Origin of the sequence: Pseudomonas sp. TH34, from assembly GCF_016650865.1 — a bacterium.
In the GTDB taxonomy this organism is placed as follows: domain Bacteria; phylum Pseudomonadota; class Gammaproteobacteria; order Pseudomonadales; family Pseudomonadaceae; genus Aquipseudomonas; species Aquipseudomonas yamanorum.
Genome location: NZ_JAEKFB010000024.1, coordinates 57244 through 78232 on the forward strand (window position 1 = coordinate 57244; position 20989 = coordinate 78232).

General features: G+C 61.8%; 18 protein-coding genes and 1 pseudogene. 9 read left to right on the forward strand and 10 right to left on the reverse strand.

What is annotated here, in order from left to right; all coding sequences use genetic code 11:
• Nucleotides 1-24 precede the first annotated feature (24 nt).
• From JFU58_RS19725 to JFU58_RS19735, 3 genes are read right to left on the reverse strand one after another with little or no spacing between them, the layout of a single operon-like run.
• Entirely contained in the window at nucleotides 25-777 is a 753-nt protein-coding gene (locus JFU58_RS19725) for a maleate cis-trans isomerase family protein (protein WP_063029845.1), read from the reverse strand.
• Between the two features lie 11 nt (nucleotides 778-788).
• Nucleotides 789-1598 carry an alpha/beta fold hydrolase gene (locus JFU58_RS19730; protein ID WP_201141734.1) on the reverse strand — a complete coding sequence of 270 codons (810 nt, stop codon included), beginning with the start codon at nucleotides 1596-1598 and terminating at the stop codon, nucleotides 789-791.
• A complete protein-coding gene (locus tag JFU58_RS19735) occupies nucleotides 1595-2728 on the reverse strand; it encodes an FAD-dependent monooxygenase (RefSeq protein WP_201141736.1) in 1134 nt (377 codons plus the stop codon). The genes JFU58_RS19730 and JFU58_RS19735 overlap by 4 nt, the downstream gene beginning before the upstream one ends.
• A 308-nt stretch (nucleotides 2729-3036) precedes the next feature.
• On the opposite strand from JFU58_RS19735, the gene JFU58_RS19740 reads away from it, so the two are divergent.
• The 4 genes from JFU58_RS19740 to JFU58_RS19755 all read left to right on the forward strand — a co-directional run bounded on the left by JFU58_RS19740 (nucleotide 3037) and on the right by JFU58_RS19755 (nucleotide 9062).
• The gene (locus JFU58_RS19740; RefSeq protein WP_201141738.1) at nucleotides 3037-4089 is read left to right on the forward strand and encodes a 2,5-dihydroxypyridine 5,6-dioxygenase; all 1053 of its coding nucleotides are present in this window, start codon (nucleotides 3037-3039) and stop codon (nucleotides 4087-4089) included.
• 189 nt (nucleotides 4090-4278) lie between these two features.
• Nucleotides 4279-4713, forward strand: coding sequence for a MarR family winged helix-turn-helix transcriptional regulator (locus JFU58_RS19745; RefSeq protein ID WP_167664219.1), 435 nt, complete (start codon nucleotides 4279-4281; stop codon nucleotides 4711-4713).
• 319 nt (nucleotides 4714-5032) lie between these two features.
• The gene (locus tag JFU58_RS19750; protein WP_201141740.1) at nucleotides 5033-5509 is read left to right on the forward strand and encodes a (2Fe-2S)-binding protein; all 477 of its coding nucleotides are present in this window, start codon (nucleotides 5033-5035) and stop codon (nucleotides 5507-5509) included.
• A 16-nt stretch (nucleotides 5510-5525) separates the two neighbouring features.
• Entirely contained in the window at nucleotides 5526-9062 is a 3537-nt protein-coding gene (locus JFU58_RS19755) for a molybdopterin cofactor-binding domain-containing protein (RefSeq protein WP_201141742.1), read from the forward strand.
• Between the two features lie 129 nt (nucleotides 9063-9191).
• On the opposite strand, the gene JFU58_RS19760 is transcribed toward JFU58_RS19755, so the two are convergent.
• Nucleotides 9192-9827, reverse strand: a complete 636-nt coding sequence (locus tag JFU58_RS19760) for a TetR/AcrR family transcriptional regulator (protein WP_201141744.1) — start codon at nucleotides 9825-9827, stop codon at nucleotides 9192-9194.
• Between the two features lie 153 nt (nucleotides 9828-9980).
• Here JFU58_RS19760 and ggt point away from each other — a divergent pair, with 153 nt between their 5' ends.
• Both ggt and xth read left to right on the forward strand, forming a co-directional pair.
• Entirely contained in the window at nucleotides 9981-11705 is a 1725-nt protein-coding gene (gene ggt / locus JFU58_RS19765; protein WP_003215346.1) for a gamma-glutamyltransferase, read from the forward strand.
• 76 nt (nucleotides 11706-11781) lie between these two features.
• Nucleotides 11782-12576, forward strand: a complete 795-nt coding sequence (gene xth / locus JFU58_RS19770; protein ID WP_201141746.1) for an exodeoxyribonuclease III — start codon at nucleotides 11782-11784, stop codon at nucleotides 12574-12576.
• Here the strand turns inward: xth and JFU58_RS19775 are convergent.
• From JFU58_RS19775 to JFU58_RS32630, 6 genes and pseudogenes are all read right to left on the reverse strand, one after another.
• Nucleotides 12573-14090 carry an FAD-dependent oxidoreductase gene (locus JFU58_RS19775; RefSeq protein WP_201141748.1) on the reverse strand — a complete coding sequence of 506 codons (1518 nt, stop codon included), beginning with the start codon at nucleotides 14088-14090 and terminating at the stop codon, nucleotides 12573-12575. The genes xth and JFU58_RS19775 overlap by 4 nt on opposite strands.
• A gap of 69 nt (nucleotides 14091-14159) precedes the next feature.
• Nucleotides 14160-15302 (reverse strand): FAD-dependent oxidoreductase, encoded by a 1143-nt coding sequence (locus tag JFU58_RS19780; RefSeq protein WP_201141750.1) that lies wholly within the window; start codon nucleotides 15300-15302, stop codon nucleotides 14160-14162.
• Between the two features lie 18 nt (nucleotides 15303-15320).
• On the reverse strand, nucleotides 15321-15842 hold the full coding sequence (locus JFU58_RS19785; protein ID WP_201141752.1) for an AAA family ATPase: 522 nt from the start codon (nucleotides 15840-15842) through the stop codon (nucleotides 15321-15323).
• Nucleotides 15839-16402: a nicotinamide riboside transporter PnuC gene (pnuC, locus tag JFU58_RS19790; protein WP_063029869.1), complete on the reverse strand. Its 564-nt coding sequence runs from the start codon at nucleotides 16400-16402 to the stop codon at nucleotides 15839-15841. Before pnuC ends, JFU58_RS19785 begins: the two co-directional genes overlap by 4 nt.
• Before the next feature lie 186 nt (nucleotides 16403-16588).
• Complete coding sequence (locus tag JFU58_RS32625) at nucleotides 16589-17323, reverse strand: methyl-accepting chemotaxis protein (protein WP_374106802.1); 735 nt, start codon at nucleotides 17321-17323, stop codon at nucleotides 16589-16591.
• Nucleotides 17324-17443: 120 nt separating this feature from the next.
• A pseudogene (locus tag JFU58_RS32630) lies at nucleotides 17444-18223 on the reverse strand (cache domain-containing protein); the annotation flags it as partial.
• A gap of 229 nt (nucleotides 18224-18452) precedes the next feature.
• Here JFU58_RS32630 and JFU58_RS19800 point away from each other — a divergent pair.
• From JFU58_RS19800 to JFU58_RS19810, 3 genes are all read left to right on the forward strand, one after another.
• A complete protein-coding gene (locus tag JFU58_RS19800; protein WP_063029873.1) occupies nucleotides 18453-19283 on the forward strand; it encodes an undecaprenyl-diphosphate phosphatase in 831 nt (276 codons plus the stop codon).
• A complete protein-coding gene (locus JFU58_RS19805) occupies nucleotides 19280-19663 on the forward strand; it encodes a DUF1294 domain-containing protein (protein ID WP_063029875.1) in 384 nt (127 codons plus the stop codon). Before JFU58_RS19800 ends, JFU58_RS19805 begins: the two co-directional genes overlap by 4 nt.
• A gap of 419 nt (nucleotides 19664-20082) precedes the next feature.
• Nucleotides 20083-20985, forward strand: a complete 903-nt coding sequence (locus tag JFU58_RS19810; RefSeq protein WP_201141756.1) for a HoxN/HupN/NixA family nickel/cobalt transporter — start codon at nucleotides 20083-20085, stop codon at nucleotides 20983-20985.
• Nucleotides 20986-20989 lie beyond the last annotated feature (4 nt).

The window sequence follows — 20989 nt, forward strand, 5'->3', positions numbered from 1 at the left end:
AGCTCCCTCGCCACAAAAGCGTTTTTAGTAGGCGCCGGAGAGCAGGGCGCCGGCGCCGGGGACGATGGGTTCCAGGTCCAGGGCCTTGAGCATGGCGTAGGTGGTGGCGATGGCGGCGGTGAGTACCGGCAGGCCGGTTTGCGCTTCGACCTTGGCCACTACCGGCAGCGACTGCATTTGTACGCAGGCCGACAGCACGATCACGTCGACGCCTTCCAGGTTCATCCCGGCGACGATGGCCGGCAGGTTGGCCGGGTCATGGCGGGCCACTTCGAGGTTGTCGGGGATTTCCAGGGCGCGCCAGTCCACCACGTCAAAGCCTTCTTCGCGGATGTAGTTCACCACCAATTCGGTGAGGGGTTTCATGTACGGTGCGACGATGGCGATGCGCTTGGCGCCCATCACTTTCAGGCCTTCGATCAAGGCGCCGGCACTGGTGATCACCGGGGCGTTGGCGTCGTTGTCGGCAGTGGCCTTGCGCAGGCGTTGCTCGGATTTGCGGTGGTAACCGAGCCCCATGGCCATGATCGCCACCAGGCAGGCGTAGCCCAGCACGTCGACCTTGGCGTCGGACAGCTCGATGGCGCAACGGTCGGACTCGCCGTCCATCGCCGCCAGTTCTTCCTTGCGCACTTGCTTCATGCGCATGCGGCTGGAGTGAAAGGTGAAACGTTCCGGGCGGATCGCCTGGCGTGCGTTGAGCATCGCCGGGATCTCGGTCTCCATGGTGGTGTTGGAACTCGGCACGATCTGGCCGATGCGGTAAGGCTTGAGCATGATGGTCTCCGTTATGCAGTCAGGGGCTGGCCGAGGAAGTCGCCGAAGGCGCTGAAAAACCCCTCAAGGTCGTCCCAAGGGATCATGTGTCCCGCATTCGGCACATGGGCGACCTGCAGGCCTGGCTGTAACTGCCGGACTTCCGCGACATCTTCGGGCTGAATAACACCGCCGCGTCCGGCAACAATTAACAGGGCAGGGGCCTCCAGGTGCGGCAGATCCTGATGGAAGTCGACGGTGTGGAAGTCGTTGAAGGCGCGAACGATGGCCGGCTCGTAGCAGGTGTGCAGCCATTCGGCGCGCAGTTGCAATTGTTCTTCGGTCCAGGTGGCGCAGAAGGCGCGCATTGCTTCAGCGTCCATGCCCACCAGCGACTGGCGGATCGAATCGACGTACCACGGCAGTTTGCTCGGGTATTCACGGCGACCGGGGCCGGACACCGGAGGGTCGATCAGCACCACACGGTTAACCCCTCGTGGGTGGCGCACCGCACTGCGCACCGCAAACCGCGCGCCCATGGAGTGACCTACCAAGTGATAGCTGTCGAGCTTGAGAGCGTCGGCAAAGGCACCAATGTCATCGGCGCAGATGTCGGCGCTGTAGTCCAGTTCCGGGCCGGTGGACGACAGGCCGCGACCGCGCACATCCAGCACGTAGGTGTCGAAATGCAGGCCCAGGCGTTCCGCAACAAAACCCCAGGTAATCGCCGGGCTGGTGATGCCGGGAATCAGGATCAGCGCCGGACCCTTGCCGCCATAGCGCAGGTAATGCTGGCGAATGCCATTGGCCTGGATGTTGCCGCCGTAGAGAAAGCTGCTCACGCGGCCACCCCCGATTTCAGCTGCTGGGCGTAGAGGTCATAGCCGTAGACCCAGTCCGGATCTTCCTGGGTGCGCAGCCAGGTGTTGGCGTTGGACACGGCTTGTACCCGGGAAGCCCGTTCCTTGCGGTTGGCTTCATACAGTTCGAAGGCGGTGCGGTAGTCGCCGATGCCGGTTTCCTGCAGGCAGCGGGTGAGCATCGCCGCGTCTTCGATGGCCATGCCGGCGCCCTGGGCCATGTGCGGCTTCATCGGGTGGCAGGCATCGCCCAGCAATACCAGGCGGCCGCGACTCCACAGCGGCAGCGGGTTGCGGTTACGCAACGGCCATTTGGTCACGCTTTCGGTGGATTCGATCAGGGCCTGGACGGTGGGGTGGTAGCCCTTGAAGGCGTCGAACATCTCTTCGCGACTGCTGTCGACGAAGGCGCCCTGGAAGTCCCATTCCGGGTGCGGCACGCCGGTGACGTAGTAGTACTCGTCGCGCTTGCCGGTGGTGTAATAGACCATCATGTGCCGGTCCTCGGTCCACCACTTGATGCAGTCTTCGAACTTCAGGTCGTACTTGGCCAGTTGATCGCCACGGATCAACGCACGGTGGGCGACCCAGCCGCTGTACAGCGGCTTTTCCGCGCCCAGCAGCTCTTCACGAATGCGCGAGTTGATGCCGTCGGCACCGATCACGATGTCCGCGTAGGTCACTTCACCGTCGGCGAAGGTCAGGCGCACCTGGGTGTCGGTTTCCTCGAGGGTTTCCAGGCGTTTGTTGAAGTGCAGGGTGCCGGGCTTGAGGGTGGACATCTGCAGCGCGTGCAAGTCGCCACGGTGCACTGTGATGTAGGACGCGCCGTAGCCGGTGAGAGGAATGCGGGACAGGTAATCACCGGTTTCACCGTCGCGGCTGAACCAGTGCTCGGGGTGCGATCCCATCAGGTCCAGCTGCTTTTCAATGCCCATGCGCCGGAAGATTTTCATGATGTTGGGTCCCATGTGGATCCCGGCACCCAGGCGCGAAAATTCTGGCGCCTGTTCGTAGATGTCCACGTCGAACCCTGCCTGTTGCAGCAGCGTGGCAGCGGCGGCACCGCCAAGGCCGGCGCCGACGATTGCGATTTTTTGTGTGCTTGCCATGGGGCGTGGTCCTCTTTTTCGAATGATGGCCAGCGGCGTCAGTCCGCAAGGTTTTTAAAGTGTATACGCTCATTTTTTCAAATGAAAAGCCCGGGTTTGAAAAATTGTATTTTTGGCCATATCGATCCCCTGTAACCGATTATCGCCATATATCATTGGGGTTGTGTGGATTGGTAACGTTTTGGCTTGGCGCTTGCAGTCCATCCTGAAATCAGTTCTTATCGTGGTTAATTGGTGTATACGCTATAAAAACGCACTAGAGTGAAGCGCACTGCAAGATCTTGGTGCAGCAGCTGAGGAGACAGGAAATGCCGGTAAGTGATTGCGAACTGACCCAGATGTTTGAACACGTGTTGAAGCTGTCCAAGGTCGACCCGACCCAGAGCGTCGCCGTGCTCAAGAGCCATTACTCCGACCCACGCATCGTGCGCGCCGCGATGGATGCGGCGCAGCGTCTGGGGGCCAAGGTGTATGCGGTGGAGTTGCCGTCGTTCAACCATCCCCGGGCGATGGGCAATGACATGACCGCCTACTGCGGCGACACCGCGCTGACCGGGAATATCGCGGCCCAGCGGGCGCTGGAAGCGGCGGACCTGATCGTCGACACCATGATGCTGCTGCACTCGCCGGAGCAGGAACAGATCCTCAAGACCGGCACACGCATTCTGCTGGCGGTCGAACCCCCGGAAGTACTGGCGCGCATGCTGCCCACCGAAGAAGACAAGGTACGGGTGCTGGCCGCTGAAGAACTGCTGAAAAAGGCCCGCTCGATCCACGTCAAATCCCGCGCCGGCAGTGATTTCCGTGCAGCGTTGGGGCAATACCCGTCCGTCACCGAATACGGTTTTGCTGACGAACCTGGGCGCTGGGACCACTGGCCGAGCGGCTTCCTGTTCTCCTGGCCCAACGAAGAAACCGCCGAAGGCGTGCTGGTGCTGGACATCGGCGACATCCTGCTGCCGTTCAAGACCTACACCCGGGAGAAAATCACCCTGGAGATCGAGAAGGGCTTCATCACCAAAATCCACGGTGGTTTCGAAGCCGAATACCTGCGCGACTACATGAAATACTTCAACGACCCTGAGGTTTACGGCATCTCCCACATCGGCTGGGGCCTGCAGCCACGGGCGCAATGGACGGCGATGGGCCTGCACGACAAGAACGACGGCATGTGCATGGACGCCCGGGCGTTCTACGGCAACTTCCTGTTCTCCACCGGCCCGAACACCGAAGTCGGCGGCACCCGCAAAACCCCGTGCCACATGGACATCCCGTTGCGCAATTGCGACGTCTACCTCAATGACCAAGCCGTCGTCATCGCCGGCGACGTCGTAGCCCCCAAGGCCTCCCTGGCCCACTGAAAATCTCTGTGGGAGCTGGCTTGCCTGCGATAGCGCCGGCACATTCAACACCAATGTGCCTGATACACCGCTATCGCAGGCAAGCCAGCTCCCACATTTTTGATCGGGTTTCTTCGATGAGAAACTTGAGAACCTCGGGTAAGCCCGCCATCATGCCACCCCATCGACCACCGCCTTCCCGAGCCCGCCGTGCCTGATTCCTACGTTTTCTCCGAGCAAGTCGGCCACCTGTTGCGCAAGGCCTACCAGCGCCACCTGGCGATCTTCCAGCAGAACGTCGGCGACTCCCAGCTCACCGCCGTGCAGTTCGTCACCCTGTGCGCCCTGCGCGATCACGGTGCAAGTTCGCTCACCGAACTGGTCAAGGCCACCGCCGTCGACCAGGCGACCATCCGCGGCATCGTCGAACGCCTCAAGGCCCGCGAACTGATCACCCTCGAACCCGATCCCCAGGACAAACGCAAAGTCGTCGTCAACCTGTCCGACTCTGGCGCCGCCCTGGTGCAGCAAACCGTGCCTTGCGCCGCCACCATCACCGAACTGACCCTGAGCAACCTCAACCCCGCCGAACGCGTCGCCGTACTCTTCCTGCTACGCAAAATGATCGACGACCCCCAAACCTGACCCCCCGTAGCAGCTGTCGAGCCCCAGCGAGGCTGCGTCGGCCGCACCACCGTTATCGAGCCAGGCACAAGACCGCGTCGGCCGCACCGCCGCTATCGAGCCAGGCACAAAACCGCGTCGCCCGCCACGCAGCCTCGCCAAGGCTCGACAGCTGCTACGGCGGATATGTTATTTCCACGATGGTCTGGCACCGTTTTTGCTCTACGTTCATGTAGTAACCACTTCACCAGTCAAGTGTGTCGCGAGACCCCAGGTACGCGACGCTTTTTTTGACTGTTTGATGTAGTGGGCACTTCACCAAAACCAACGGGCGAAGCGAATGATCAGCCAGCACATCACGGTAACGCTTGAGGTCAACGGCCACACCCGCGAAGTCAGCGCAATGGCCGACACCCCGCTGTTGCTGATCCTGCGCAATGACCTGCAACTCAACGGCCCCAAATACGGCTGTGGCCTGGGGGAGTGCGGCGCCTGCACGGTAATCATCGACGGCGTGGCTGCACGCTCCTGCGTCTTCCCTCTGTCGGGCGCCGTGGGCCGCGACATCGTCACCCTCGAAGGCCTCGGCACCCGCCAAACCCCGCACCCGGTGCAACAGGCCTTTATCGACGAGCAGGCCGCCCAGTGCGGCTACTGCCTCAACGGCATGATCATGACCGCCAAGGCCTTGCTCGACCGCAATCCCAACCCCAGCGAAGCCGAGGTGCGCACCGGGCTGTCGGGCAATCTCTGCCGCTGCGGCACCCATATCGAAATCCTCCGCGCGGTGCTGCGTGCCGCCCGCCAAACGCCTTGAACGTGGATCGATGACCATGACTGACGCAATCCCTTCCCGCGACCAATGGCTGGCCAAGGCCGGCGTCCTGCTGATCGTCGACGACGTGCTGCCGCCTTCGGGTCCGGTAGCCAAGGGCGGTACACCTACGATCAAGCCCAAGGAACTGGGGCTGTTTATCGCGGTGAACGATGACGGGCTGGTGTACGCCTTCAACGGGCATGTGGACCTGGGCACCGGCATTCGCACCTCTCTGGCGCAGATCGTCGCCGAAGAACTGGACCTGACCATGGAGCAGGTGCGCATGGTGCTGGGCGACACCGAACGGGCGCCGAACCAGGGCGCGACCATTGCCAGCGCAACGTTGCAGATCTCCGCAATCCCGTTGCGCAACGCCGCCGCCGAAGCCCGGCGTTTCCTGCTGATGCGGGCGGCGCAACGTTGGTCGGTCAGTGCACAGAGCCTCACGGTCGACGCGGGCGTGATTACCGCCGAAGACGGACGAACCACCACCTATGGCGAACTGGTCATGGGCGAGCATGACGAACTGCGCATCAGCGGCGATGCACCGCTTAAAGCCACCGTCGATTACCGCCTGGTGGGCAAGGGCGCAGCCCGGGTGGATATCCCCGGCAAAGCCACCGGCGAGCTGACTTACGTTCACGACATGCGCGTGCCGGACATGCTCCACGGCCGGGTAATCCGCCCACCTTATGCTGGGCTGGATTGCGGTGATTTTGTCGGCAATAGCCTGCTGGACGTCGACGAATCATCCGTTGCCCATATCCCGGGCATTGTTGCCGTGGTGGTGATCCGTGATTTTGTCGGTGTGGTCGCCTTGCGTGAAGAACAGGCGATCAAGGCCGCCCAGGAACTGCGGGTTCACTGGAAACCCTGGAATAACCAACTGCCGGACATGAGCGATGTGGAGCAGGCGATTCGCGACAACCCACGGGTACGCCGAACCGTGCTCGACCAAGGCAATGTCGACGAAGCCCTGGCCGCCGCCAGCCAGCGCATGCCGCGCACCTACCTGTGGCCGTACCAGATGCACGGCTCCATCGGCCCGTCTTGCGGCGTGGCGGATTATCAGCCCGGGGTCAGCCGGGTCTGGTCCGGCAGCCAGAACCCGCATCTGCTGCGGGCTGATCTTGCGTGGCTGCTGGAGTGCCCGGAAGAATCCATCGACGTGATCCGCATGGAGGCGGCCGGCTGCTACGGCCGCAATTGCGCCGACGATGTATGCGCCGACGCGTTGCTGCTGTCCCGCGCCGTGGGCAAGCCGGTGCGTGTGCAACTGACCCGCGAACAGGAACACCAGTGGGAGCCCAAAGGCACTGCGCAACTGATGGAGGTCGACGGCGGCCTGAACGCCGACGGCAGCATCGCCGCCTATGACTTTGAAACCAGCTACCCGTCCAACGGCGCGCCCACTTTGGCGCTGCTGCTGACCGGCCGGGTCGAGCCGGTGGCGGCGATGTTCGAGATGGGCGACCGCACCTCAATTCCGCCCTACGACATCGAGAACATGCGCGTCACCATCAACGACATGGCACCGATCGTGCGAGCCTCGTGGATGCGCGGCGTGTCGGCGTTGCCCAACACCTTCGCCCATGAATCCTATATCGACGAACTGGCGTTCGCCGCCGGCGTCGATCCGGTGGAATACCGCCTGCGTTACCTGAAGGACGAGCGCGCCATCGACCTGGTGAAATCCACTGCCGAGCGGGCCAACTGGGCACCGCGTACCGCGCCGATGCAGACTGCCAACGAAGACCACCTGCTGCGAGGCCGGGGCTTTGCCTATGCGCGCTATATCCACAGCAAGTTCCCTGGCTTCGGCGCGGCGTGGGCGGCGTGGGTCGCGGATGTGGCCATCGACAAACAGACCGGCGATGTCTCGGTGACCCGCGTGGTGATCGGGCACGACTCGGGGATGATGATCAACCCGGCGGGGGTGCAGCATCAGATCCACGGCAATGTGATTCAGTCCACCAGCCGCGTACTCAAGGAGCGCGTGACCTTTGAAGAGTCCACCGTGGCGAGCAAAGAGTGGGGCGGTTATCCGATCCTGACCTTCCCTGAAGTGCCGCAGATCGACGTGCTGATGATGCCGCGCCAGGACCAGCCACCGATGGGCGCCGGTGAATCCGCCTCGGTGCCCAGCGCAGCCGCGATTGCCAACGCGATCTACGACGCTACCGGGATTCGTTTTCGCGAGCTGCCGATTACTCCCGAGCGGGTATTGGCGGCGCTGAATGCAGGCACATTGGGCGAGCCGGCGAAGTCCCCGGAGAAGCGCCGCAAATGGTTGTTCGGCTCATTGTTCGCCGCCTTTGGCGCGGTGCTGGGCATGGCCGCCACCGCGTGGCCGTTTCACAGTGAAATCGCCCCGATCGCGCCGCCCAGCGCCGGCACCTGGTCCAAGGACACCCTGGAACGTGGGCGTTTGCTCGCGGCCGTAGGGGATTGCGCGGTGTGCCACACGGCGCCGGGTGGCGCCACCAATGCCGGCGGGCTGGCCATGCACACGCCGTTCGGCACGCTGTACAGCAGCAATATCACCCCGGATGAGAAGACCGGGATTGGCGGCTGGTCGTACCCGGCGTTCGAGCGGGCGATGCGCGACGGCATCGGCCGTGACGGGCGCAACCTGTACCCGGCGTTTCCCTATACCGCGTTTCGCAATATCAACGATGCGGACATGCAGGCGCTGTACGCCTACCTGATGTCCCAGGCGCCGGTCAGCCAGGCACCGGTGCCGAATGCGATGAAGTTTCCATTCAATATCCGGCCGTTGATGGCCGGGTGGAACGCACTGTTTTTGCGCCGAGGGGAAATCAGCGTGCAACCCCAAAGAAGTGAGCAATGGAATCGCGGCGCCTATCTGGTCAATGGGCTGGGGCACTGCGCGGCGTGCCACTCGCCGCGCAACCTGATGGGCGCGGAGAAGGGCGGTAAAGCATTCCTCGCGGGCGGCAGGGTGGATGGTTGGGAGGCGCCGGCGTTGAATGGCTTGTCCAAGGCGCCAACGCCGTGGACCGAGGACCAATTGTTCACCTATCTGAGCACCGGTTATTCCGATGCCCACGGCGTAGCGACAGGGCCGATGGGGCCGGTGGTGACTGAGCTGGCCAAACTGCCCAAGACCGATATCCGCGCGATGGCGGTATACCTGGCCTCGCTGAATGACAGCGGCGCCGCCGAAGCACAGGTGGTGGCGGCTGTGACAGTGCCCAATGCCAACGGGCGGCGGGTATTCGAAGGCTCGTGCAAAGCCTGCCATGCCGACGGGCAGGGGCCGAAGCTGTTCGGGGTCAGCCCGTCACTGGCGACCAATACCAACGTGCACAGCGATGAACCGGACAATCTGATCAAGGTGATTTTGCAAGGGATCAGCACTCCGGCGACCAGGGACCTGGGCTATATGCCGGGCTTCAAGGACAGCCTGTCGAATACCCAAGTGGCAGAGCTGGCGTCATACCTGCGTACCCGCTTCGCGCCCAATGCACCACAGTGGGAAGGCCTGGAGCAAAAGGTCGCTCACCTGCGAGCCAATCCCGGCACTCACTGACGGATTCAAGCCATATGGAGATCAAATGTGGGAGCTGGCTTGCCTGCGATAGCGGTGCGCCAGTCACTGAATTATGAGCTGACCCACCGCAATCCCAGGCAAGCCAGCTCCCACATTTTGATTCGGTTTCTACCGTACCCCACGCAACACCAGATCACTGATAAACCCCAGCCAATCCCGCTGCTGTCCCTTGTCCGCCAAATCCTCCCCCAAAAACGAACTCAGCGTGTGCTGGTTGGAGTTATAGAAGTAGCACAACGAAGCAATCATCAAATACACGTGCTTGATGTCCACATCCTCACGAAACAGCCCCTGGGCCTGACCCGCCTCGATAATCGGCCGCAACACCCCAACCGCCTCCCCGGACAACCGCCGCAGCTCCCCGGACTGCTTCGCATGCTTGCCCTTGTGCAGGTTCTCGATACTCAGGATTGCCACAAACTCGGGATGCTTGACGTAGTAATTCCAGATAAACCCCACCAACGCCTGCAACGCTTGCACCGGCGCACTCAGGTCGAGCTTGAGTTTGCTTTCGGCTTTATTGAACTGCTCATAGGTGTGCTCCAGCACACGCACAAACAGGTGCTCCTTGCTGCCGAAGTAGTAATACAACATGCGGTCGTTGGAGTCGGCCTCCCGGGAAATGCTTTCCACACGCCCGCCGGAATAGCCGTCCCGGGTGAAGACCTTGACCGCCGCCTGGAGAATCCGCGCGCGGGTCTGGTCGGCTTGCTGGGCGCGGATACCGGTCTTCTTGATCACCATCGAAAAGCCTCAGCTGCGCAGCGTAAAGGCCCGGAATATAGCATGGGCATTATTCCGTTACCGACAGGCTCTGTCACAAACGCGGCATAACGCTGGGGCTTGGATCGGAAACGTATTACTTTCTAGTTCTTCTAATAAGCAGAGTAGCCAGGGATGAAATACCAACCGTTTACCCGAACTTTGATTGCCACCGCGTTGGTGCTGACCGTCAGCGGTGTACAGGCGGCCTCCCAGGCCCCGGTGGCTGGCGAAAATGGCATGGTGGTCACGGCCCAGCATCTCGCTACCCATGTGGGGGTGGATGTGCTCAAGGCCGGTGGCAATGCGGTGGATGCGGCGGTGGCGGTGGGATACGCCCTGGCCGTGGTCTACCCGGCGGCCGGCAACCTGGGCGGCGGCGGCTTCATGACCGTGCAACTGGCCGATGGACGCAAAACCTTCCTCGACTTCCGCGAAAAAGCCCCGCTGGCGGCGACTGCCGACATGTACCTGGACAAGGACGGCAACGTCGTTCCGGACCTCAGCTCCAAGGGTCACCTGGCCGTCGGCGTACCCGGCACCGTGTCGGGCATGGAACTGGCGTTGAGCAAATACGGCACCCTCAAGCGTGCCCAGGTGATCGCCCCGGCGATCAAGCTGGCCGAAGACGGTTTTGCCCTGGAGCAGGGCGATGTCGACCTGTTGCACACCGCTACCGACGAATTCAAGAAAGACAAAGACCTGCGCGGCATCTTCCTGCACGGTGGCGAGCCGATGCTGGTGGGCCAGAAGCTGGTGCAGAAAGACCTGGCGAAAACCCTGAGGGAAATCTCCGCCAAGGGCACCGACGGCTTCTACAAAGGCTGGGTAGCCAAGGCGATCGTGGATTCCAGCCAGTCGGGCAAAGGCATCATCACCCAGGCCGACCTGGACAAATACAAGACCCGCGAACTGGCGCCCATCGAGTGTGACTACCGTGGCTACCACGTGGTGTCCGCGCCACCACCGAGCTCGGGCGGGGTGGTCATCTGCGAAATCATGAATATCCTCGAAGGTTACCCGATGGCCGACCTCGGCTATCACTCGGCCCAGGGCCTGCACTACCAGATTGAGGCCATGCGCCATGCGTACGTTGACCGCAACAGCTACCTCGGCGACCCGGACTTCGTGCAGAACCCGGTCGAGCACCTGCTGGACAAGGACTACGCCGCCAAACTGCGCGCCGCCATCGACCCGCAGAAAGCCGGGATCTCCCAGGACATCAAGCCCGGGGTTTCGCCCCACGAAGGCAATAACACCACCCACTACTCCATCGTCGACAAGTGGGGCAACGCCGTCTCGGTGACTTACACCCTCAACGACTGGTTCGGCGCCGGCGTGATGGCGAGCAAGACCGGGGTGATCCTCAACGACGAAATGGACGACTTCACCTCCAAGATCGGCGTGCCGAACATGTACGGCCTGGTCCAGGGCGAAGCCAACGCCATCGCGCCGGGCAAGACGCCGCTGTCGTCCATGAGCCCGACCATCGTCACCAAGGATGGCAAGGCGGTGATGGTGGTGGGGACGCCGGGTGGCAGCCGCATCATCACGGCCACCTTGCTGACCATCCTCAATGTCATCGACTACAAGATGAACATTCAGGAAGCCGTGGACGCCCCGCGTTTCCACCAGCAATGGCTGCCTGAGGCGACCAATATCGAGCGCTTTGCCCTGAGCCCCGATACCCAGAAAATCCTCGAAGGCTGGGGCCACAAGTTTGCCGGCCCGCAAGATGCCAACCACCTGGCGGCGATCCTGGTGGGCGCACCGTCCCTGGACGGCAAGCCGGTGGGCAATAACCGTTTCTATGGGGCCAACGACCCACGGCGCAATACCGGGTTGTCGTTGGGCTACTGAGGTCAATCGCGCCTGAAAACGGAACGACCGAACACCTTCCAGGCTCTACTCCAAGAGCCCTGGAAGGACCCTTCCCATGAAAGCGCTGAAGATCGCGACCTTCAACATCAATGGCATCCGCGCCCGCCTGCCCAATCTGCTGGAATGGCTGGCGCGGGAACAGCCGGATATTGTCTGCCTGCAAGAACTCAAGGCGCCCGACAGCCTGTTTCCCTTCAACGACTTTGACGCCGCCGGCTACGGTGCGTTGTGCCTGGGTCAGGCCTCATGGAACGGCGTGGCGATTCTGGCCCGCGACGCGCAACCGCTGGAAAGCCGCCGGGGTTTGCCCGGCGATGACGCCGACCATCAAAGCCGCTACCTCGAAGCCGCCGTGCACGGCATTCTGGTGGGCTGCCTGTACTTGCCCAACGGCAACCCCCAGCCGGGGCCGAAATTCGACTACAAGCTGGCGTGGTTTGAACGGCTGATCGACTACGCCAGGCACCTGCAATCCAGTGAACACCCGGTGTTGCTGGCCGGGGATTTCAATGTGGTGCCCACCGACCTCGATATCTACAACCCGCGCTCCTGGCTGAAGGACGCGTTGTTGAAACCGCAAAGTCGTGAGTGTTATCAGCGCCTGCTGGAGCAGGGCTGGACGGACGCCTTGCGCCATCTGTATCCCGACGAGCAGGTCTATACCTTCTGGGATTATTTCCGCCAGCACTGGCAGAAAAACGCCGGCCTGCGAATTGATCACTTGCTGCTCAATCCGGCGCTCAAGCCTTATCTGAAAGGCGCCGGGGTGGATGCGTGGGTGCGCAACGAGCCCCATGCCAGCGACCATGCGCCGACCTGGATCCAGCTCGGCACCCGCAAGGCCCGTTAGAGCCCGCGGATCAGCTCAAGCACCTCGGCTTTTTTCAGCGGGTGCTTCATGCGTTGCGAGAGCAGCACCATGGCCCGCTGATGTTCGCAGGCAATCACTGCTTCCACTTCATCGCCACGGCAGAGCAGGGCGATGAAGTGGTGGTGCTGCAGGTCACCTTCCACGTGGAGTTGATTCCAGTGACGGGGATGGCCCAGCAGTTCGAACGTCTTGCCGAAGTGATAGGTCCAGAAGAACGGCACGTCGGCATACGCCTGCTGCGCTCCCAGCATGTTGCGCGCCGCCAGCACCCCGAGTTGCTGCGCCACGCGCCAGTGTTCGATGCGCACGGGCTGATCGTTCCATGGGAAGGTCACCATATCGCCCGCTGCCCATAGCCCGGGTGCGACCCGCAAATCCGCTTCGGCCTTCAGTGACTGGTCCTCGGCCTTTTCCAACCCCTGAACAAAACCGGTGGCAGGTGTCACGCCGACGCCCACCAGCACCAGGTCTGCGGCCAGTCTGTGGCCGTTTTTCAGCACGACCGTCGTCACGTCCCCGTGTCCTTCGAGGCGCGCGGGCTCACTGGCGCTGTGGAATATCACGCCATTGGCCTCATGCAATTGGCGCAGTGACGCACCGATGCGCTTGCCCAGTTGGGCTGCCAGAGGAATCTCGCGACGGCCCACCACCTGTACCGTCAACCCACGCTTGCGTAACGCTGAAGCGGCCTCCAGGCCGATAAAACTGTCGCCGATGATCACCGCGCATTTACCGGATTGCGCTGCCTTGACGATGCGCACCGCGTCATCCCGTGAGCGCAGCACAAAGACGTTATTGAGTACGGCGCCCGGAATATCCAGCGGTTTGGCCTCGCCACCAGTGGCCAGCAGCGCCGCGTCGTAGTCGAAGCGGCGACCGTCTACGAGTTGGAGGCATTTGGCGTGAGGGTCAAGGTTTTGGACTTCGCCGTGGATCTGGATGTCGCGGTAGCTGGCTTCATCCAGCAACGGTGGGGTTTCGTCGGGCGGCATCTCGCCTGCGATGACGAATTTGCTCAAGGCAGTGCGGTCGTAGGCAGGATTTTGCTCCTGGTCGATCCACAGCAGGCGGCCGCTGAAGCCTTCTCGGCGCAGGGTGGCGACGGCCGCCGAACCAGCTGCGCCGGCGCCAATCACGATAAAGCAGCGGGAATCATTGGGTTGTGGGGCTGATGAAGAGGGCAGCGCTTCGTCTCCCACGCTGACCACACCATCGTGAATCTCCACCGGATATTGCGTGAGCTGCACCAATGCGGGCGGCTCGCAGACCTGGCCGTCATCCACCTGGAAAGCCGCCTTGTGCCACGGGCAAATGATCCTCCCGTCACAGATTACGCCTTGCTCCAAAGGCGCCCCGGCGTGGGGACACTCCGCCTGATAGGCCCGCACCTGGTTGCCCGAACGCACCAGCAGGAGCTTGTGGGCGGCGGTTTCAACGCGAACGCCACGGTCTTCGGGCAAGTTGATCAAGCGGGCAACAATGCGCATGTTCATAGGCCAATCTCCTTTTAAGGATTGACCTGTGCCCTGCGTGGAGAACTGCGTTGACCCGATAACCGGTCTTCAGTCTTGCGCGCTGTGGCTGCGAAAATGCGCCAGGGAGAGGGCGATATCATCATGGGAGAGTTGGGTGGCGGCCGCTTCGGCGCTGTCACGGGCGATCGGCTCTATGCGGTCGAACATCTGCGTTTCATAGGCCCTTACCGCCTCGGAGCATGTGCTGTTTTCGATCAGGTGCCGGGCCAGCTCCGCAGCATCGAGCATCGCCGCATTGACGCCTTCGCCACCAAACGGTGACATCAGGTGTGCGGCATCGCCGATCAGGGTCAGGCCTGGGCGGTGTGCCCAGTGATGCCCGACGGGCAGCGCGTAAATGGCCCGGGACAGAAAGCGCTCGTTTGAGGCGTGCAGCAGCGCGAGGATGTCCGGGTGCCAGCCTTCGAACTGCGCCAGCAGCGATTGCCGGGTCGCCTGTGGCGAAGACCAGTCCAGTTGCTGCGCCGCCCAGTCAGTGGGGACGCGAAAGATTCCATAGCCGCGCAGATGCGCGTTGGCGTTGCGTTGCACGACCAGCAACCTGGCGTCGCCCGAAACGTCCAGTTTGCCCTGGCCGACGAGCGTGGCCAGGGCCGGGTGGCGGCGGTTGACGTCATCAACCCCGAATTCGATAAACGTCAGCCCGCTGTATTGAGGCTGATAGCGCGACAGCAAGGGGCGCACTTTCGACCAGGCCCCGTCGGCGCCGACGACCAGGTCGAACGGGCCGTGGACGGTGTCGCCCTGATGCAGGGTCCAGCATGTGTCGCCTGCCTGGCGGATCTCGCTGACGTTGACGTCCCATTTCACGCAATCAGCAGGCAACGAATCCAAGAGGATTTGTCGCAAGGCGGTGCGATCGACTTCCGGACGGTCGCCGGCGGCCGGACTGGGGTCTTCAAACAGCAGTCGCGCGTGTTTATCCATCAGGCGCGAGCCTTGGTCTTCATAACGGGCGATGGTGTGGAAGGCATCTTCAAGGCCGGCTTTTTTGAGCGCCAGCTGGCCGGATTCAACGTGTAAATCCAGAGTCCCGCCTTGAGGTCGTTCCAGTGGCCCGCGCTCGCGCTCGAACACGCTGGCGGTAAAGCCATTGATCGTAAGAATCCGTGCCAGGGTCAGCCCGGCAGGGCCGCCTCCGACGATGGCAATGCGTAATGAGCTATTCATGAAAACTGTCCTCGTCGGTCAATCCAGCAGTTGTTCCACCGCTGAAAACGCCTGGTCCTGGCGCGCTTGCCAATCCCCACGGATGATCCGTAACGGCTGATGATGTTGCTCCAGCCAGTCAAGGCTGGCCTGGAAAAACGCCAGGCGGTCGGCAAACTCCGGCTGGCAGCGTTGACCATCGGCGGTCCACTCCACGTCTTCCGGCGACAGCAGCAGGTGCAAGTCGTAGTGGCGGGCGAGCAGTTCGCTGCCGAGCCAGGCCGGGCAGTCGCCAAACAGGGTCTGGCTCCACAGCTTGTTGGTCAGCAGGTTGGTGTCCAGGATCAGCAACGCTGGCTGCCGGGCGCGGGCGGCGTCTTCCCAGGCCAGTTGGCCACGGGCGATGTCGGGGATATCGGCCAGGGTGGTATCGCGCTGGTGGTGGTCGATGAAATGGCGCACGTATTCGCCCACCATCACCCCGCCAAAATGCGCCTGCAACTGCGTGGCCAGCCAGCTTTTACCGCTGGATTCCGGGCCGGCCAATACCACGACTTTCATGCATGCAACGCCGGGTCGGCGCGCCATTCGCGCCAGCCCTGCACCGCGATCACGGTGAACAAGGCATAGAGTGCGGCGGTGAGGTACAGGCCTTTATAGAGGAACAGCCCGACAAAGATCACATCCAGGGCAACCCACAATGGCCAGCACTGCACGCGCTTCTGCGCCATCCACATCTGCGCCACCAGGCTGAAGCCAGTCAGGGCCGCGTCTAGCCAGGGTTGGGCGGCGTCGGTCCAGTGGGCCATGGCGGCGCCCAGCAACAGGCTGCCCAGAGCGCCCACGGCCAGGCCTTGGAGGATCGGTTGCAGGCCCAGGCTAGTGACTTGCCGCCCTTGCTTGACCTCGCCGGCGCGGGTCCACTGCCACCAGCCGTAGAGTTGCAGGGCGGCGTAGATCACTTGCAGGAGCATGTCGGAGTAGAGCTTCACATCGAAGAAGATCCAGGTGTACAGCAGCACCATCACCAGGCCGATGGGCCAGCACCACGGGTTCTGTTTAACCGTCAACCAGACAGCGATCACCCCCAGGGCGGCGGCAAACAGTTCAAGCCCGGACATGGCGGTTCCTTGGGGGAGTCGAAGAGGGCGGTGATTGTAACCAGAGTGGTGGGCGCGGGGGTAGATCGTTCCCACGCTCTGCGTGGGAATGCAGTTCCGGACGCTCCGCGTCCCGGCTTTGCGCAACGGTGACGCAGAGCGTCACAGGATGCGTTCCCACGCGGAGCGTGGGAACGATCATCGGCGTCAGACCTTGAACTGGTGCAGAAGGCTGTCGAGTTGTTCGCTCAGGCCCTTCAAGTGCGCACTGGCCACGCTGGACTGCTGCGCCGCCAATGCCGTGCTGTGGGACAAACCAGCCGCCTGGGTCACATTCTGGTTGATGTCTTCCACCACATGCGCCTGCTGCAACGTGGCGCTGGCAATCGAAGCGTTCAAGCCGTTGAGATTACGCAGCGCCTGGCCGATAGCCGTCAGGCTCGCTCCCGCCTGGCCCGCTTGCTCAATGGTCAGTTGCGAGGCCTGGTGGCTGTCGCTGATGACCTTGACCGCTGCCTCCGAATGACCTTGCAGGCGCTCGATCATGGCCTGGATCTCAGCGGTGGATTTTTGCGTACGCTGGGCCAGCAGCCGCACTTCATCGGCCACCACCGCAAACCCACGACCTTGTTCCCCGGCACGGGCTGCTTCGATGGCGGCGTTGAGGGCCAGCAGGTTGGTCTGGTCGGCAATGGAGCGGATCACTTCCAGTACCCCGCCAATCTCTGTGCTTTCAGTCGACAGCGTGCGGATCACGTCCACGGCCTGGCTGATGGTTCTGGAGAGTTGGTCGATGCGTTGCAGGCTGCCGTCGATATTGAGCTGGCCCTGTTCGGCTTGCACCTGTGCATCGCGCATTTCGCTGGCCGCGTGCTCGGCGTTCTTGGCCACGTCCTGTACGCCATAGGTGACTTCGTTGATCGCGGTTGCGACCAATTCCATCTGCTGCGATTGCTGCTGGCTGCGGTCATGGGCGTCGCTGGCGTTGCTGCCCAGTTCGGTGGATGACTGGCCCAACGCATTGGCGCAGGTCTGCAACTGGCCGACCACCTGCCGCAACTTGGCGGTAAAGCTGTTGAAGTGCCGGGACAGTTGAGTGACCTCGTCCTGGCCGTGGGTGTCGAGGGTGCGGGTCAGGTCGCTTTCGCCACTGGCGATATTGGCCATCGCGTTCACCGCTTGCTGCAACGGGCGCACGATACTGCGGGCAATCAGCACCACCAGCAGGGCCATGATTACGGCGATCACCAGGCCCACCATCGAGGCCTTCCACACCTGGCCGCGGAATTCCGCTTGCACGTCATCGACATACACGCCGGACCCGATGATCCAGCCCCAGGGTTCAAACAGCTGGATATAGGAGGTCTTGGCCACCGGTGCATCGGCGCCGGGCTTGGGCCAGCGGTAATTCACCATCCCGGCGCCCTTGGCCTTGGCCAGGATCACGAACTCATTGAACACCGCAAAGCCATCCGGGTCACGGATGGCCGACAGGTTCTGGCCGTCGAGCTTGGGGTTGGCCGCGTGCATGATCATCACGGGCGTGAGGTCATTGATCCAGAAGTAATCATCCTTCCCATACCGCAGCCCGCGCGCTGCGCTCAAGGCTTGCTTCTGCGCCGCTTCACGGGTCAGCACGCCGCTGGTTTCGAGGCTGTGATAATAAGTCAGGATCCCGCTGGCGGTTTGCACCACACGCTGGGTCTGCTCACTCTTGGCCTGGTACAGGTCGCCATGAATCTGCTTGAGCATAAGCAGGCCGAGGGTTAGCAGCATCAGCACGGCGACGATCAGGATCAGCCAGAGGCGCCGGCTGATAGACATATTGCGCAAACTGTTCATGGTCCTGTCACTCCGTGTTCTTATAATTTTGGGTGCTGCATCGACTTTTCCGGCTTGTCTGATAGGCTTTCGGCCCAGAATCAAAAAACCTGAGTCCTGCCTGATTTTTCACGGAATTTTCGCAGTTCGGCCTTGATTATTTGCGCTGTGCTTGCAGCGCACTCTTCGTTAGTGAACGTCTAAAAAATATCAACGAGGCATGCCGTGGGCATGACCTTTGGGGGAATCGATGGATCTTTGGACCGCCGTACAGGCACTGATACTCGGCGTTGTAGAGGGATTGACGGAGTTTTTGCCGATCTCCAGTACCGGGCACCAGATTATCGTGGCCGACTTGATCAACTTTGGTGGCGAACGCTTTGAAGCGTTCAATATCATCATCCAGCTGGGCGCGATCCTGGCGGTGGTGTGGGAGTTTCGACGCAAGATCCTCGACGTGGTGGTCGGCTTGCCGACCCAGCGCAATGCCCAACGCTTCACCGTCAACCTGATCATCGCCGTGTTGCCGGCGGTGGTGTTGGGGGTGATTTTCGCCGACCTGATCAAACACTACCTGTTCAACCCGATCACCGTGGCGGCGGCGTTGGTGGTGGGCGGCGTCATCATGTTGTGGGCCGAGCGTCGCCAGCATGAAGTGCACGCCGAAACCGTCGACGACATCACCTGGAAGGACGCGATCAAAGTTGGCTTCGCCCAGTGCCTGGCGATGATCCCGGGTACCTCGCGCTCGGGCGCCACCATCATTGGCGGCCTGTTGTTCGGCCTGTCGCGCAAGACCGCCACCGAGTTCTCGTTCTTCCTGGCGATGCCGACCATGGTCGGTGCTGCGGTGTATTCGGGCTACAAGTACCGCCACCTGTTCCAGCCGGATGACTTGCCGGTGTTCGCCATCGGCTTTGTCACCTCGTTCATCTTCGCGATGATCGCGGTCAAGGCGCTGCTCAAGTTCATCGCCAGCCACAGCTACGCGGCGTTTGCCTGGTACCGGATCGCCTTCGGCCTGGTGATCCTGGCCACCTGGCAGTTCGGCTGGATCGACTGGTCGGCCGTCAAGCCATGATCATCCAGCATCCGCGCTTCAAGGCGTTGGTGTTTGCACTGCTGTGCGCCGCGCCGCTGTTTGGTTCGGCGCTGCTGTGGTACCGCGGGGTCTCGCTGATCCCGCTGGTGGCCTATGGCGTAGTCAGCGTGGTGGCGTTCCTGCTGTATTGGAGCGACAAGCGTAAGGCTCGCGAAGACAGCTGGCGCACCCCGGAAAACGTCCTGCACGCCGTGGAGCTGGCAGGCGGTTGGCCGGGGGCGTTGATTGCTCAGCAGGTATTCCGCCACAAGACGCGCAAGGTGTCTTATCAGGTGGTCTTCTGGCTGATCGTGTTGCTGCACCAGGTGTTCTGGATTGATCAGCTGTTCCTGGGTGGCACACTGTTATCGATTTTCTAACGCCCTATTAGCCCGAAAAAATCTATCCTTGGGAAATTCCCTACAGGTTCGCGGGAGCCGATCAAGATCAAATGTGCCCCCCGCAGCCTAGACTCCTCCGCTAGCAGCCGATTATTCGGCTGTTTCCAAACGTTCACTCAGTGACTGCGCATTCGACCTCGATCCAGTGGGGCGGTCGGCAAAAGCGGTTACCTGCGCCTGGGTTTTGAGAAGCGCGGCAATCGCAGTGTGCTGGCGGACATTGAGCGGCGCGTGCCATCGCTGGTGCAGAAGACGTTGTAACGGGACGAAGAGCTGCCCGGTTTGCCCTGCGTCACCATGATCTCCACGGCAGGTTGTGGGTGCCTGCGGGCATGTCACCACACAGTCCTTTGGCGCTGAGCCAACCCCGCACGCTCACTGCCAAACAAGAAACCGTAATGAACGCTATCACTCCGTTATCCAGCACCTGCGAGCCTGCAACCACCAAGCGACATGCACTCTACTTGCTCACCGGCCTGCTTGCCGCCAACGGCCTCGCGTGGGCGTGGGCGTTGATCGAGTTCGGCCACAACCCGGTGCTGATGGGCACCGCGTTACTGGCTTACGGCTTCGGTCTGCGCCACGCGGTGGATGCCGACCATATCGCGGCTATCGACAACGTAACCCGCAAGCTGATGCAACAAGGCAAACGGCCGATTGCGGTGGGCACCTGGTTCTCGTTGGGGCACTCCACCATTGTGGTGTTGGCGTGCTTTGCGATTGCCGTCACCGCGATGGCATTCAAGGACAACATGGCCTGGTTCCAGGACGTCGGCGGCCTGATGGCTCGCCTGTTTCGGCGGGTGTTCAACCTGGTCAACAAGAGCTGGCACATGTACCCGGTAGGTTTTCTGTTCGGCCTGGGTTTTGACACCGCTACGGAAGTCGGATTGTTGGCCATCAGTGCCACCAGCGCCTCACACGGCATCAGCCTGTGGTCGATCATGGTGTTCCCGGTGCTGTTTGCGGTGGGCATGGCGCTGATCGATTCGCTGGATAACTTCGTGATGGTGGGCGCCTACGGCTGGGCGTTCTCTAAGCCGGTACGCAAGCTCTACTACAACATCACCATCACGGCGGCCTCGGTTGTCGTTGCGCTGTTTATCGGTGGTGTTGAAGCACTGGGCCTGATTTCCGAAAAGCTGGAATTGACCGGTGGTATCTGGACGCCAATCAACGCCATCAGCGATAACTTCGGCCAGATTGGCTACTGGATTATTGGGATCTTTGTGCTGTGCTGGTTGATCTCGGCCGTTAATTATTACGTGCGTGGCTACGATCAACTACGTGCCAATATCTGATTTA

What these genes read in the sequence shown, in the direction of transcription:
- JFU58_RS19810 (WP_201141756.1), top strand. Translation starts at nt 20,083, where the DNA reads ATGAACGCTATCACTCCGTTATCCAGCACCTGCGAGCCTGCAACCACC.
- JFU58_RS19755 (WP_201141742.1), top strand. Translation starts at nt 5,526, where the DNA reads ATGACTGACGCAATCCCTTCCCGCGACCAATGGCTGGCCAAGGCCGGC.
- JFU58_RS19735 (WP_201141736.1), bottom strand. Translation starts at nt 2,728, where the DNA reads ATGGCAAGCACACAAAAAATCGCAATCGTCGGCGCCGGCCTTGGCGGT.
- JFU58_RS19760 (WP_201141744.1), bottom strand. Translation starts at nt 9,827, where the DNA reads ATGGTGATCAAGAAGACCGGTATCCGCGCCCAGCAAGCCGACCAGACC.
- ggt (WP_003215346.1), top strand. Translation starts at nt 9,981, where the DNA reads ATGAAATACCAACCGTTTACCCGAACTTTGATTGCCACCGCGTTGGTG.
- JFU58_RS32625 (WP_374106802.1), bottom strand. Translation starts at nt 17,323, where the DNA reads ATGGAATTGGTCGCAACCGCGATCAACGAAGTCACCTATGGCGTACAG.
- pnuC (WP_063029869.1), bottom strand. Translation starts at nt 16,402, where the DNA reads ATGTCCGGGCTTGAACTGTTTGCCGCCGCCCTGGGGGTGATCGCTGTC.
- JFU58_RS19800 (WP_063029873.1), top strand. Translation starts at nt 18,453, where the DNA reads ATGGATCTTTGGACCGCCGTACAGGCACTGATACTCGGCGTTGTAGAG.
- JFU58_RS19775 (WP_201141748.1), bottom strand. Translation starts at nt 14,090, where the DNA reads ATGAACATGCGCATTGTTGCCCGCTTGATCAACTTGCCCGAAGACCGT.
- JFU58_RS19805 (WP_063029875.1), top strand. Translation starts at nt 19,280, where the DNA reads ATGATCATCCAGCATCCGCGCTTCAAGGCGTTGGTGTTTGCACTGCTG.
- JFU58_RS19740 (WP_201141738.1), top strand. Translation starts at nt 3,037, where the DNA reads ATGCCGGTAAGTGATTGCGAACTGACCCAGATGTTTGAACACGTGTTG.
- JFU58_RS19750 (WP_201141740.1), top strand. Translation starts at nt 5,033, where the DNA reads ATGATCAGCCAGCACATCACGGTAACGCTTGAGGTCAACGGCCACACC.
- JFU58_RS19725 (WP_063029845.1), bottom strand. Translation starts at nt 777, where the DNA reads ATGCTCAAGCCTTACCGCATCGGCCAGATCGTGCCGAGTTCCAACACC.
- JFU58_RS19785 (WP_201141752.1), bottom strand. Translation starts at nt 15,842, where the DNA reads ATGAAAGTCGTGGTATTGGCCGGCCCGGAATCCAGCGGTAAAAGCTGG.
- JFU58_RS19780 (WP_201141750.1), bottom strand. Translation starts at nt 15,302, where the DNA reads ATGAATAGCTCATTACGCATTGCCATCGTCGGAGGCGGCCCTGCCGGG.
- xth (WP_201141746.1), top strand. Translation starts at nt 11,782, where the DNA reads ATGAAAGCGCTGAAGATCGCGACCTTCAACATCAATGGCATCCGCGCC.